Below are 13,344 nucleotides of genomic sequence, written 5' to 3' on the forward strand. Positions count from 1 at the left end.
AGTAAAAATAATGGCTTATTACTGGAAAAATAAAATCAAAGAACACTTTATTAAACGGCGTTATTTAGAGGTTTTGAAAGATTGTTCTTATTTATATGCAAAAATTATAGCAGAGTTAGATTCTGAAATGGTAAAACAACAATCTAAACTCAATGAAATGAAAACCATTGAAATGTTTTCTATGCTTGCAGATATGGCATTAGAGCACGAAGAGGAAGCAAGGGCTTTATTTGAATATTATCAAGTAACAAAAACAAAAAATAATTGGCAAGCTGAAGAGAGTATTATAGAGATGATTGGGAATTTTGATAAGAATCTCTGTGAGTTAAGTATGGTTATACAGAGTATTCAAGATATTGATATTGATAAAAATGATGGAATTTTGTATAAAGACTTTAAAGAATTAGAGAAAGATATTGGATTTAAAGAAGCTTTTGAAGATTTAATGTTTAGCTCTAAGATTATTTTTACCAATAAAAATGATTTTTTATATTTTGTTAAAAATCTTGTAAAGTTTGGTTATGAAGATATTGCGATGAATTATTTTGAAAATTCTGGCAGCTTTTTGTTTTTTGATAGAGATTTTTTAAATTTTTATAAAGAAATTTTACAAAATAGAAAGCATTAATGAAGTTTTTGCTACGAAACCCTAAAACCTTTTGTTTTATTAGTGATGATTCAAGGGAAGATTCTAAAGATTGTGCGTTTTTGGTTACACAAAGCTCTCAAAAATATTTGCAACACGCTAGAGAAAATGGTTTTAAAGATTTCTTGACACCGCAGGAGTTGGGGAAATATTTAGATTTAAATTTGAAAATTATTGGTATTACTGGCACTAATGGTAAAACAACAACTGCTGCGATGATTTATTCCATTTTGTTGGATTTGGGTTATAAAGTAGGGCTTTTAGGAACAAGGGGATTTTTTATCAATGAAAAGCAAAAGCGTCCTAAAGGCTTAACAACTCCTAGTCTTTTAGAGATTTATTCTGCTATTGATGAAGCGAGGTTAGAGAAATGTGAATATTTCGTTATGGAGGTTAGCTCTCACGCGATTGTTCAAAATAGAATAGAGGGTTTAATATTTGATTTACGCATATTAACAAATATTACAAGCGATCATTTAGATTATCATAAGACTTTAGAAAATTATATTGCTACCAAAAATTCTTTTTTTATGAATCCTAATGATAAGAAGCTACTTAATAAAGATGAATCAAAAGCTCAATATGCCCTGCAAAATACGCTTACTTATGGGATTGAATCTAATGCAACCTTTAGCGTAAAAGCTTATAGTCTTAGAAATGGAATTACTGCACAAATTACCCATGGTAAAGAAGAGGCTACTCTTGATGTAGCTTTTTTTGGTAAGCATAATCTCTACAATGCTCTAGCAGCTATTGGGGCTGTTAAGATATTAGAGGATTTACCCTTAGAGAGCATTATTGCTAAATTAGAGGGTTTTGGTGGGGTCAAAGGCCGTATGCAAGTGGTTAGTGAAAATCCACTTGTTATTGTGGATTTTGCACATACAGAGGATGGAATGGAGAAAGTTTTTGAATCTTTTTTGCATAGGAAAATTGTTGTTGTTTTTGGTGCTGGAGGAGATAGGGATAGATTAAAGCGTCCAAAAATGGGTTTATGTGCGGCAAGATATGCCCATACGCTTTACCTTACAAGTGATAATCCAAGAAGCGAAAATCCTTTGCAGATTATAGAGGAAATTTTATCAGGAATCCCCGAAGAGTTACGAAAAAAAAGGAATATTTATGTAGAAGAAAATCGTTCTTTTGCTATCAAAAAAGCCTTAGAAAATCTACAATTAAATGAGGTATTGCTTATCTTGGGTAAGGGTGATGAAAATTATCAAATTATTGGTGAGGAGACTTTAGAATTTGATGATTGCAAGGAAGTTGAAAAATATATCAAAAATAAAGTATTTTAGGGATTTATTGGGGTTTTATTGACTGGGATAGAGATAATTTTCTTTGACGAGTAATTCTACCACTTCTTTAAAGAGTGGAACGGCTGTCATCGAAGCAAAATAGGCTTCTATTTCATTAGGTTCAAAAACACTAATGCCAATGGTGTATTCATTGCCTTTTGCATCACTTACAAAGCCAAAAAATGAGCTATTATATTTGCGGACATATTTACCCCCCTGTGCTATATGTGCTGTGCCTGTTTTACCCCCTATGGTTAGCCCTTTAACTTGAGCACTTCTTCCTGTGCCTTCTTTGACGACTTTAATGAGCGTATTTTTAACTTCCATAGCGGTCTTATCGCTTAAAATTCTAAGGGGTTCTTGGTGTTTGAGTTTATAGCGGATTTGTTGAGGAACTTGTAGATATTCTACAATATAAGGATCATAAGCGATTCCGTGATTGACAATCGTGTTATAACCTTTTAGCATTTGCATAAAGGTCGTTCTTAAACCATAGCCATAAGAAACGGTTGCTTTATAAACTTCACTTCTAAATCGTCTTATATCCGGAATGGTTCCGTTTTTTTCATAAGGAAGATCAATGCCTGTTTGTTTTCCAAACCCAAAGGCTTGTAAGCTTTCATAATATTCTTGAGGTTCTAAACGTTGAGCGATTTTTGCCATTCCTATATTACTTGAGTAGAGCAAAATCTCCTCTACACTAGAGGATTGAAGTTTGCGTGTATCGGTGATGTAAAAGTTGTGTAATTTATAGCGCCCATTTTCTAAAAAAATATTTTCTGTAGGAGAAATGAGATTTTTATCTAATAAAATAGAATAAATAATAGGTTTTATAATGCTTCCAGGCTCATAAGAGTATTCAACGGCACTTGCATTTAAGGCGGGATAATCCTTTTTGGTAATGGCATTAGGGTTAAATCTAGCACTACTAGCTAAAGCAATAATTTTTCCACTTTTGCTTTCCATAATACCTACTAAGATTTCTTTTGCTCCTAATGCGATTTTATTTTTATCAGTTAGCCGTTCAATCTTTTTTTGGAGTTTTAGAGGAATACTTGAGATAATATCATACCCATCTATTCTATCTTGAAAATTAGAATCTTTGTTTAAAATCACATTAAAGCCAATATCTCTTTTACCTATCATTAATAAATCGTTAATAGGTTTTAATTCCTCATTAAAGCTTCTTTCAATTCCTTTAACTCCTGTTACACGAGTGATTCTCTTATCATTTTCTTTATAGATATAGCCTAGAATTGGCTCCATAGCATCATTATAGAGATAATCTCGAGATTCTCCGCTCTCAACAATGGATAATCCATATTTGAAAATATTTCCATTTTTATCTTCATAGGAGCGGAATACATTAAGTGTGTTAAGCTTGATATTGAGTTGTTTTAAGTAACTTGCACTTTTAGAATCAATATCATAAGAGAGGACAACATTCCCTTTTTCTTGGAGTTTTAATTCAATCTCATCGCGTGGAATTTTGCTATAAATAGAAAAAAGACTAACAAATAAATCTTTTTTTTGAGGGTCGATATTGTAGGTATTCACAACGGCTTTATAGATTTTTTTGCTAGAAGCTAAGAGGAATCCATCACTGCTATAAATAGAACCTCTAATGGCACTTTCTATTTTTTTAGCTTGAAAGTTAGGGAGTTTTCTATCGGTGATAAGATGATAAAAGGTAGTGCCTAAAAAAAAGCAAAAACCCGTCCCTATACTAAGAAAAAGGAGTAGGATTTTTCCTGTTTTTTTAGAATCACAATTGTGCATTACATTTGAGTTTTAATAAGCTCTTTGTAAGCACTAATAGCTTTGTTTCTTACTTCTAGCATTAATTTCATACTATTTTCAGCTTTTCCTATAGCCACAGCGGCTTGGTGCAAATCTTTAATTTGCCCTGTTGCCATATCTGCCATAGCCTCTTCGCTAACTTTTTGGCGGGTATTGACTTCATCTACCGCTTCTTTTAACATATTCCCAAAAGTTTTATTTGAGGGGTTTAAATTATGGTTTGGCGATAGATTTGGGACATTTTGTAATTTTGATTCTAGCTTTTCTAAATCCATACCATATTTTTTAATTTCCATTTATATTCCTTTATGCTTGGAACATAGAAATAGCAGTGCTTGCCATATTTTTAGCACTTTGGAATGCAGCAACATTAGCTTGATAAGCTTTAGTTGCTTCAATCAAGTCTGCCATTTCCACGACAGGATTGATATTAGGATAGGCAACATAACCTTCCGAGTTAGCATCTGGATGGTTTGGCTCGTATTTCATTTTAGGTTGTGTGTCATCCCTGACAATCTTATCTACATATACGCTCATAAGCGTAGGCGTAGGCTCTAATCCTTTATCAAAAACATCCATTTCATCTAATGGATCTTCGTATTTTAGCAAATTATTACTTTTTTCATACTTTTGATTTAAAACTTTATCAAAATCAAAAGCTTTAAGCACTAATTCGCGTCTTCTATAAGGTCCGCCCTCATCAGTTCTTGTGGTATTTGCATTAGCAATGTTGCTAGAGATTAAATTAACTCTTTGACGTTGTGCGGATAATCCATAGCCACTTATATCAAAGCTAGATAAAAACATTAAAAATCTCCTTAAATATTTCTTGAAGATTCAAGGGCGTAAGCATAAATTCCTGCTTGTTTCCTTAAAGCACCAACTAAAGCTTGATACATAATATCATTTTTTCCCATTTCGGTAGTTTCTATATCTATATCAACACTATTTCCATCATTTCTACTTAGGTGTCCATCACGATAAAAGATAGTTGGATGATTATTATTCTTATGTTCTAAAGGCAGGAGATGATTAGCATTGGTAATAGCGACTTTTAATTCTAGTTTTCTCTCACGATTAAATATTTCATCGGATTTTTTTGCTAACATTTGTTCAAAATTTATATCTTTTGGGCGATACATAGGGGTTGAAATATTAGCGATATTGCTTGCAATCATATCTCTACGCAAAGCTCTATAATCGAGGGCTTCTTGTGCTAACTCTCTTGCTTGACTATAACTAAAAATACTCATTTTAAATCCCCTTTTAGAGATGAATAATATCTGTTTTTATGTAACCTAAGCAAGTATTATTCCAGTTTTAATAATACAAGTTTAAGCATAAAAACTATATCTTAACCTAAAGAAAAAAATTTTAAGAATCTTAGGATAATTTTAGGTTTGAGTGAAGTTAGAGAGTTCAAGCAATGGAGCAAAAATTAAAAGTTTCCCTAATCCAAATGCATAGTATCCCACAAAATGTTGAGGGTAATTTAGCACTTGCGTTAAATTTAGCCCAAGAGGGTGTTGAAAATGGTTCAAAACTCATCGTATTTTCAGAGCTTTTTGATAGTGGTTATTGCGTGGAATTAGAGGATTGTAAATACGCAAGTGATTTTGAAAATTTTAAAGATTCTAAAACCTTGCAATCTCTTTTAAAGTTTTGCCAACAACATAAAGTCTATGTAGTAGGCTGCATCATTGAAAGAGATAGCAAACATAATACCTTTTATGATACCGCCTTTATTTTAAACCAAAAGGGCTTAGTGGGTAAATATAGAAAAATTTATTTGTGGGGGGATGAGAGCAGACGCTTTTGTAGGGGTGAAGATTATCCTGTTTTTAGTTTAGATTTTGGGGGCTTTAAAGTTAAAGTTGGTTTGCAGATTTGTTATGAGATAGGCTTTAGTGAAGGAGCTAGGATTCTAGCTTTAAAGGGTGCGGATATTTTGATATTTCCATCAGCTTTTGGAAGGGCAAGGCTTTATGCTTGGAATCTCGCAAGTAGGGCTAGGGCATTAGAAAATGGAGCTTTTGTTTTAGCGGTTAATCAAAGTAAAAGCCAAAATAGTCAATTCACCCATCAAAAAATACATTTTGCTGCGAATTCTCAAGTTATTAATCCTCAAGGGAAGGTTTTAGCAAGAGCAAGAAAAAGCAATGAAGTTTTGATGTGTGAGCTTGATTTAGGAGAATGCACTAAACAAAGAAAAGCAATTCCTTATTTGCAAGATATTGATGTATCTTTGCAAATAAAAGCTCTACAAAGTTTAGATTAAACTTTGATTAAATAATTTAAGGAGTAAAAATGGCAAAAGAAATTTTAGTTGGTTATGGTATAGATATTGATGCAGTTGCAGGTTGGCTTGGAAGTTATGGAGGTGAGGATTCTCCTGATGATATTTCACGAGGATTATTTGCAGGAGAAGTTGGAATCCCACGACTTTTGAACCTCTTTAAAAAATATAATTTAAATACTACCTGGTTTGCACCTGGGCATTCTATTGAAACCTTTCCAGAACAGATGAAAATGATTGTTGATGCCGGGCATGAGATTGGAGCACACGGGTATTCACACGAAAATCCCATTGCGATGACTCCTAAGCAAGAGGAGGATGTTTTATTAAAAAGTATTGAACTTATTAAAGATCTAACAGGCAAAAAGCCCACAGGTTATGTCGCTCCTTGGTGGGAGTTTTCTAATGTAACCAATGAGCTTTTATTAAAACACGGAATTAAATATGATCATTCTTTGATGCATAATGATTTCACGCCTTATTATGTCCGTGTAGGTGATAAATGGACGAAAATTGATTATAGTGCAGAGGCAAAAGATTGGATGAAGCCTCTTATTAGGGGAGAGGAGACAGATTTAGTAGAGATTCCAGCAAATTGGTATCTTGATGATTTGCCCCCTATGATGTTTATTAAAAAATCCCCTAATAGTTTTGGGTTTGTTTCTCCCCGTGATATTGGGCAGATGTGGATTGATCAATTTGATTGGGTGTATGAAAATATGGATTATGCGGTATTTCCTATGACTATTCACCCTGATGTAAGTGGTCGTCCGCAAGTGCTTTTAATGCATGAGAGGATTATAGAGCATATTAATAAGCACGAGGGTGTAAGGTGGGTTAATCTTAATGAAATGGCAGATGATTTTCTAAAAAGAAGCCCTAGAAAGAAATAAGGAGGCTTAAGCCCTCCTAATAGGAGATATTATGTGTGTTTTATGCGGAGAGTTGATTACTAATATACATTGGAGTGAGGGTGTAAGCTCTGATGAAAAAGAAGTGGTTGTAGGGGATAAGCAAAGAGATAGAATGCGTCAAAGATTGCAAAAGGTTCAAGTTGTGAATAAGGTTTTAAGCTTCTATGGTTTGCAACTAAAGGAGTGGAATGCTTCTAAATTTGTCTTAAGTGATAAAAAGGGAAATACCAAGATTATTAATCATTTAGGAGAACTTTGGGAGAGGGCAGATTCCCTAACTTCTAAAGATATTGATGTTTTAGATACAAAACTTTTGGGGTTTTTACAAGAACATTATGGCTAAGATACCCCTTACTATTATCACAGGTTTTTTAGGAAGTGGTAAAACCACTTTTTTAAGTGAGATTTTACAGAACAATGCGGATAAAAAATTATCGATTATTGTTAATGAATTTGGTGAGGTAGGATTAGATAATACTATTTTAAACCAAGCTATTTATCACCTACAAGAAAGAACGATTTTATTGCAAGGTGGTTGTGTTTGTTGCAATAAACGCGAAGATTTGGTGCTTCAACTTAAAGAAATTTTAAATAATGCGGATATAGAGCATATTATTATAGAAACTACCGGACTTGCTAATCCCGCACCTATTATTTTTAGCCTTCTAACTGATAGTGTTTTGCAACACCACTTTTTTGTGAATGAGATTCTAACTTGTGTGGATTGTTTAAATGTGTTTTCGCATTTACAGCAAGAGGAAGCAAGGCTACAAATTGCTATTTCTGATAAGATTGTATTAACTAAGCAAGAGCTTTTTGAGGGGGATTTTGAGGAGATTATAAATTGCGTTGCAAATCATAATGCCTTTGTTGAAATTCTGCCTAAAAATCGCATAGATTTTAAGGATATTCTAACCCCAAGAGAGACCAAACGTTTAATTCCCCTACAAAGGAATTTGCACCAAGATACTACTTATTCTCTCTCTATAAGTTTTCAAGGCCTTTTAGATTGGAGTGTTTTTAGTATATGGCTTAGTATGCTTTTATATAAATATGGTGAGAAAATTTTACGCTTTAAGGGTATTTTAGATACGAATGAGGGGTATCCTATTGCTATTAATAGTGTATTGCATATCATTCATCCACCTTTACACCTTAAAACTTGGGATAAAGAAAGAGGTTCGGAGCTAGTATTTATCTTTAAAGATATTCATAAAGAGGATTTATTGGAATCTTTTAAGGTTTTTGCGCATTTATTGCAACAAAAAGTTGTGATTAGCATTCATTAGGTTTGTATTAAAAAGCTTATAAACTTAATCCCTTGTAAATTTATCCTCTTATGTTTAGTTCTTGTTGTGTATAGGAGACTTGATAAATAAGTTTTTAATGGATTTAAAAATAATCTTTTGATAAAAAGCTAATTTAGCAAAAGAGCTATTGTAATTTAATGGTTTGTTATTTTTATATTTATTAAAAAATGTTAGAATTGTAAAGTTTTTAAGGAGAGAGAATGAAAGTGTTATTGTTACAAGATGTTAAAGGGTTAGGAAAAAAAGGCGAGATTTGCGAAGTAAAAGATGGCTATGGAAAGAATTATCTTATAGCAAAAAAAATGGCAGATTTTGCTACAAATACAGTAATTAATCGTTATAGATCCGAACAAAAGAAAGCTTTAGAGATTGCTGCAGAAGAGAAAGCGTTAGTGGAAATGACCGCAAAAAAGATTGCAGAAATCACTTTAAAGATAAGTCAAAAGGTTGGTGCTAATGGCTCTCTTTATGGAGCAATTACTAAAGAGGATATTGCACAATCTTTGTTAGAAAATCACCGCTTAAATATTGATAAAAAAACCTTAGAATTGAAAAATCCTATTAAATCTACAGGGGTTTATGAAGTTGAAGTTAAATTAGGGCAGGGCATTTGTGCTGTTTTAAAAGTGGATGTTGAGGGGATATAATGTTTAAAGCTACAACGATACTTGCATATAGGAATGAAAAGGGTGCAGTCATTGGTGGAGATGGGCAGGTAACATTTGGAAACTGCGTCTTAAAGGGAAATGCTACAAAGATTCGCTCCCTTTATCATAATAAAATTTTAAGTGGTTTTGCAGGTAGCACCGCTGATGCTTTTAGTCTTTTTGATATGTTTGAGGGGATTTTAGAAAACAAAAAAGGGGATTTATTAAAATCCGTAATAGATTTTTCTAAAGCCTGGCGTAAAGATAAATATTTAAGACGATTAGAGGCTATGATGATTGTTCTTAATAAGGAGCATATTTTTATCTTAAGTGGGACAGGAGATGTTGTAGAGCCAGAAGATGGTAGAATTGCGGCTATTGGAAGTGGAGGAAATTATGCACTTTGTGCTGCTAGAGCTTTAGATAAATTTGGTAATCCCTTAGAACCTAAAGATTTGGTTTTGGAATCTTTAAAAATTGCAGGTGAGCTTTGTATTTATACCAATGAAAATATCAAAATTTTAGAACTCTAAAGGGGATATTGTGGAAAAATTTGCAAATTTAACACCTAAAGAGATTGTTGCTTATTTAGATGAATATATTATTGGACAAAATGAAGCTAAAAAGGTCGTTGCTATAGCACTTAGGAATCGCTATAGGAGATTAAAACTTCCTAAAGAGATACAAGATGAGATTATGCCAAAGAATATTTTAATGATGGGTTCTACAGGTGTTGGAAAGACGGAGATTGCTAGACGAATGGCAAAGATTATGGGATTGCCTTTTATCAAAGTTGAAGCAAGTAAATATACAGAAGTAGGATTTGTAGGGAGAGATGTTGAATCTATGGTTAGGGATTTGGTGATTGCTTCTATTAATCTTGTTAAAGAGGAGTATCGCTTAAAAAATGCCGAGGATATAGAAAAATATGTTTTAGATAAAATCGTTCAAAAGCTTATTCCGCCTTTGCCAAAGGGTGCAAGTGAGCAAAAGATAGAGGAATATGAAAAAACTGCTTCAAAGATGAAAATGCGTGTTGAAAAGGGAGAGATGGATTCTTTAAAAATCGAAATTGAAACCCCTAAACGCTCTTTAGAAATAGATGATAGCAATATGCCAGCAGAGTTTATTAAGGTGCAAGAGACAATAGCCAAAGTATTTGTTACTTCAAAAGAAAATCCCAGAAAAGAAGTTACTATTAAAGAAGCTAAAGAGATTTTAAAAATTGAAGCTAGTGAAGCACTTTTGGATATGGAGAGTATCAAACAAGAAGGTTTAAAGAGGGCAGAGAGTAGCGGGATTATTTTTATTGATGAAATTGATAAGGTTGCGGTAAGTTCTAAATCCCAAGGCAGACAGGACCCTAGTAAAGAAGGGGTGCAAAGGGATTTGTTGCCTATTGTAGAGGGAAGTGTGGTAAATACAAAATATGGGAGCATTAAAACAGACCATATTTTATTTATCGCAGCGGGTGCTTTTAGCCTTAGTAAGCCTAGTGATTTAATTGCAGAATTGCAAGGAAGATTCCCTCTAAGGGTGGAGCTTGATAGTCTTGATGAAGAGGCTTTATATAAGATATTAACACAGACTAAAAATTCTATTTTGCGTCAATATGAAGCACTCTTAGGTGTAGAGGAAGTTACTTTAAAGTTTGATGAGGAAGCCATTAGGGCATTAGCGTATTATTCCCAAAAAGCTAATGAAAAAACAGAGGATATTGGAGCAAGACGTTTGCATACAGTCGTAGAGCAGGTGTTAGAGGATATTAGCTTTAAAGCGGAGAAATACCAAGGTGAGGTGGTTAGTATTACCAAAGAATTGGTTAAAGAAAAGTTAGAAGAAATTGTTGCGAATGTTGATATGGCACGATATATTTTATAATATAGGAATAAATTGGATACTAAAGCAGGATTTATAGCGGTTATTGGACGTCCAAATGCTGGTAAAAGCACTTTTTTAAACACTCTCTTAGGGGAAAAATTAGCTTTAGTTTCACATAAGGTAAATGCTACAAGAAAAAGAATGAATCTGGTTTTTACTAAAGATGATGTGCAAATGATTTTTGTGGATACACCCGGGATAGATAAACAAGAAAAAATGCTTAATGCCTTTATGTTAAAAGAAGCTATGAAGGCTATGCAAGATTGTGATTTCTTGCTTTTTTTATCTCCTATTCACGATAAGATTAATTTTTATCAAGAGTTTTTAGAAAATATTGGGGATAAACCGCATATGCTATTATTAACCAAAGTTGATACAGCCTCTAAAGAAGAGATTCTAAAAAAAATAAAAGCTTATGAGAAATATCAAGATTTCTATAAAGCACTTATCCCTATATCCTCTAAAGATAATGGAAGCTTAAAAAAGGTTATAGAGGTATTAGCTACATTTATGCCCAAAAATCCCTTTTATTATGATGATGCAATTCTAAGCCCTAATACTACAAGGGAAATTGTAAAGGAAATGATTAGGGAATCCTGTTTTAATAATTTAAGTGATGAATTACCTTATGAGAGCGATGTGATAGTGAGGGCTTATCAAGAAAAGCTCAATATTGATTATATTAAGGCAGAAATTATTGTGTTAAAGCAGAGTCAAAAAGGTGTAGTCATTGGCAAGAATGCAACAACCCTTAAACGGATAGGAAAAGAAGCAAGAGGAATTATTGAAAAGTTTTTGAATAAGAAAATTTATTTAGAACTTATTGTAAAGGTGGTGCCAAATTGGAATAAACAAAAAGATAAACTTAAAAAAATCGGTTATAACTTTGAATATTGAAATGGAGATATTATGAGAATTATTTTGTTAGTTTTATTTGTAACATTTGTAGGTTATGCAAATCCCTATGAATGGATTGATATTTATCGCAATGGTGGCGTGAAAGCTTTAGAGAAAAAGATTGATGCGACTTTAAAAACCAAAGAATATTGGCAGGAAATTTTAAAGCAAAAAGATACCCGTTTTGGGTATTATGAGAATTTAAAATATTTATTTCTTGCCACTAAAGAAATACCTATATTAAAGCTTTATGAATTTGAAAATAATAAATGGCAAGAAAGATTAAAGGCTAATAGTTTAGTGGGTTCTAAAAAAGGTGATAAGTTAAAGGAAGGGGATTTAGCAACCCCTATTGGAGTTTATACCCTAAATGCTCGCTTAACGAATTTAGACCAATATTATGGGCCTCTAGCTCTAACTACTTCTTATCCTAATCTTTATGACAAGCTACAAATGCGAACTGGTTATGGGATTTGGATACACGGAATGCCCTTAGATGGTAATAGAGAAAATTTAAATACAAAAGGATGTATTGCTATTGAAAATGATTTGTTAGTGGATGTGGATAAAATGATAGATTATAGAAAGTCTCTTTTAATCACTTTTGAGAATCAAATCAAAGAAACCTCTAAAGAGGATTTAGCAACTATCTTAGCGGATTTATTTAGTTGGAGAGAATCTTGGATGAATAATGATACTGAAGCTTATCTTTCTTTTTATGGCAAGGAATTTATACGTTATGATAGACAAAAATATAAAGAATTTGCAGAAACTAAACGGAGAATTTTTAAGAGAAATGAAAGTAAAAGGATAGAGTTTAGCCAAATTAATATTTCCCCTTATCCCAATGATGAAGATAGGAATCTTTTTAGGATTAGTTATCACCAAGATTATAAAGCGTATTTGGGTGGTCGTTTAAATTATTCCTCTAATGGAGCTAAAGAGCTTTATATTGAGTTAAAAAATGGAAAAATGCAGATTCTAGCAGAACAATAATGCTCTAAGGATATAATTTGCCCGCATTAGTGCGATATAGCGATGAGAGATTGTATTTTTTTGTTGATTGCTTAATTCCCCAAGAGTCTTTTTAAACCCTTGAGGGATAAACATAGAATCATACCCAAAGCCATTGCTTCCTTTGGGTGTTGCTATAACCTTTCCATACATAAATCCATGAACACTAAAATCCCCATAAAAACTGCTAATACCAATAGCAGCACAATAATAAGCTTGAGAAGTTTTTGTCGGTAGATTAGCAACTTCTAATAAGAGTTTTTTTAAATTGGCTTTATCGTCTCCACCGCTATATCTTGCACTATAAATTCCCGGAGCCCCTTGCAAAGCTTCTACACAAATTCCGCTATCATCTGAAAGGATAATGTCTTTTTGGGATAAAAGATTTTTTGTTTTTAGGGTTTGAAATATTGCTTTTGATTTAAGTAGGGCATTCTCTTGAAAAGTTGTGCCATTTTCTTGTATTTCAAAAGGTTTCACTAAAGAACTAAAAGCCATAATTTGAAGACTATCTTTATAAAGAGGTGTATAAATTTCTTGGATTTCTTGTAATTTGTTTGGGTTAGAAGTCGCTATAATTAATCGCATTTTATTCCTTGTTTATGGTATTTTAGATAAAATCCTAGCTTTTATTAGTATTT

16 protein-coding genes are annotated in these 13,344 nt (G+C 32.8%); 11 read left to right on the forward strand and 5 right to left on the reverse strand.

Annotated features, from left to right (window positions below; all coding sequences use genetic code 11):
• Window positions 1-10: 10 nt before the first annotated feature.
• Window positions 11-628, forward strand: a complete 618-nt coding sequence (locus LS72_RS03395) for a hypothetical protein (protein ID WP_034552591.1) — start codon at window positions 11-13, stop codon at window positions 626-628.
• Window positions 628-1,944 (forward strand): UDP-N-acetylmuramoyl-L-alanyl-D-glutamate--2,6-diaminopimelate ligase, encoded by a 1,317-nt coding sequence (locus LS72_RS03400; RefSeq protein WP_034552575.1) that lies wholly within the window; start codon window positions 628-630, stop codon window positions 1,942-1,944. Before LS72_RS03395 ends, LS72_RS03400 begins: the two co-directional genes overlap by 1 nt.
• A gap of 15 nt (window positions 1,945-1,959) precedes the next feature.
• Here LS72_RS03400 and LS72_RS03405 read toward each other — a convergent pair whose 3' ends face one another.
• Genes LS72_RS03405 through flgB form a run of 4 tightly spaced genes read right to left on the reverse strand, consistent with a single transcriptional unit; the run spans window position 1,960 to window position 4,997 of the window.
• Window positions 1,960-3,723, reverse strand: a complete 1,764-nt coding sequence (locus tag LS72_RS03405) for a peptidoglycan D,D-transpeptidase FtsI family protein (protein WP_034552573.1) — start codon at window positions 3,721-3,723, stop codon at window positions 1,960-1,962.
• Window positions 3,723-4,040, reverse strand: coding sequence for a flagellar hook-basal body complex protein FliE (gene fliE, locus LS72_RS03410; protein ID WP_034552571.1), 318 nt, complete (start codon window positions 4,038-4,040; stop codon window positions 3,723-3,725). The genes LS72_RS03405 and fliE overlap by 1 nt, the downstream gene beginning before the upstream one ends.
• 10 nt (window positions 4,041-4,050) lie before the next feature.
• On the reverse strand, window positions 4,051-4,551 hold the full coding sequence (gene flgC / locus LS72_RS03415) for a flagellar basal body rod protein FlgC (RefSeq protein ID WP_034552569.1): 501 nt from the start codon (window positions 4,549-4,551) through the stop codon (window positions 4,051-4,053).
• An 11-nt stretch (window positions 4,552-4,562) separates the two neighbouring features.
• The gene (flgB, locus tag LS72_RS03420) at window positions 4,563-4,997 is read right to left on the reverse strand and encodes a flagellar basal body rod protein FlgB (protein ID WP_034552567.1); all 435 of its coding nucleotides are present in this window, start codon (window positions 4,995-4,997) and stop codon (window positions 4,563-4,565) included.
• A 173-nt stretch (window positions 4,998-5,170) separates the two neighbouring features.
• On the opposite strand from flgB, the gene LS72_RS03425 reads away from it, so the two are divergent.
• The 9 genes from LS72_RS03425 (at window position 5,171) to LS72_RS03465 (ending at window position 12,685) form a co-directional block, all read left to right on the forward strand.
• Complete coding sequence (locus LS72_RS03425; protein ID WP_034552563.1) at window positions 5,171-6,022, forward strand: carbon-nitrogen hydrolase family protein; 852 nt, start codon at window positions 5,171-5,173, stop codon at window positions 6,020-6,022.
• 29 nt (window positions 6,023-6,051) lie between these two features.
• On the forward strand, window positions 6,052-6,933 hold the full coding sequence (locus tag LS72_RS03430) for a polysaccharide deacetylase family protein (protein WP_034552560.1): 882 nt from the start codon (window positions 6,052-6,054) through the stop codon (window positions 6,931-6,933).
• 31 nt (window positions 6,934-6,964) lie between these two features.
• Window positions 6,965-7,297 carry a hypothetical protein gene (locus LS72_RS03435; protein WP_034552558.1) on the forward strand — a complete coding sequence of 111 codons (333 nt, stop codon included), beginning with the start codon at window positions 6,965-6,967 and terminating at the stop codon, window positions 7,295-7,297.
• Window positions 7,290-8,243, forward strand: a complete 954-nt coding sequence (locus tag LS72_RS03440; protein ID WP_034552555.1) for a CobW family GTP-binding protein — start codon at window positions 7,290-7,292, stop codon at window positions 8,241-8,243. Before LS72_RS03435 ends, LS72_RS03440 begins: the two co-directional genes overlap by 8 nt.
• 221 nt (window positions 8,244-8,464) lie before the next feature.
• A complete protein-coding gene (rplI, locus tag LS72_RS03445) occupies window positions 8,465-8,911 on the forward strand; it encodes a 50S ribosomal protein L9 (RefSeq protein WP_034552552.1) in 447 nt (148 codons plus the stop codon).
• Window positions 8,911-9,444: an ATP-dependent protease subunit HslV gene (hslV, locus tag LS72_RS03450; RefSeq protein WP_034552549.1), complete on the forward strand. Its 534-nt coding sequence runs from the start codon at window positions 8,911-8,913 to the stop codon at window positions 9,442-9,444. Before rplI ends, hslV begins: the two co-directional genes overlap by 1 nt.
• Before the next feature lie 7 nt (window positions 9,445-9,451).
• On the forward strand, window positions 9,452-10,792 hold the full coding sequence (gene hslU / locus LS72_RS03455; RefSeq protein WP_414458060.1) for an HslU--HslV peptidase ATPase subunit: 1,341 nt from the start codon (window positions 9,452-9,454) through the stop codon (window positions 10,790-10,792).
• 12 nt (window positions 10,793-10,804) lie between these two features.
• Window positions 10,805-11,689, forward strand: a complete 885-nt coding sequence (era, locus tag LS72_RS03460; RefSeq protein WP_034552541.1) for a GTPase Era — start codon at window positions 10,805-10,807, stop codon at window positions 11,687-11,689.
• 12 nt (window positions 11,690-11,701) lie between these two features.
• A complete protein-coding gene (locus LS72_RS03465) occupies window positions 11,702-12,685 on the forward strand; it encodes a L,D-transpeptidase family protein (RefSeq protein WP_034552539.1) in 984 nt (327 codons plus the stop codon).
• Here the strand turns inward: LS72_RS03465 and rdgB are convergent.
• Window positions 12,671-13,291, reverse strand: coding sequence for an RdgB/HAM1 family non-canonical purine NTP pyrophosphatase (gene rdgB / locus LS72_RS03470; RefSeq protein ID WP_034552536.1), 621 nt, complete (start codon window positions 13,289-13,291; stop codon window positions 12,671-12,673). The two genes, LS72_RS03465 and rdgB, sit on opposite strands and share 15 nt — an antisense overlap.
• Window positions 13,292-13,344: the final 53 nt, after the last annotated feature.

This window comes from Helicobacter apodemus (assembly GCF_000765745.2).
Lineage (GTDB): Bacteria > Campylobacterota > Campylobacteria > Campylobacterales > Helicobacteraceae > Helicobacter_D > Helicobacter_D apodemus.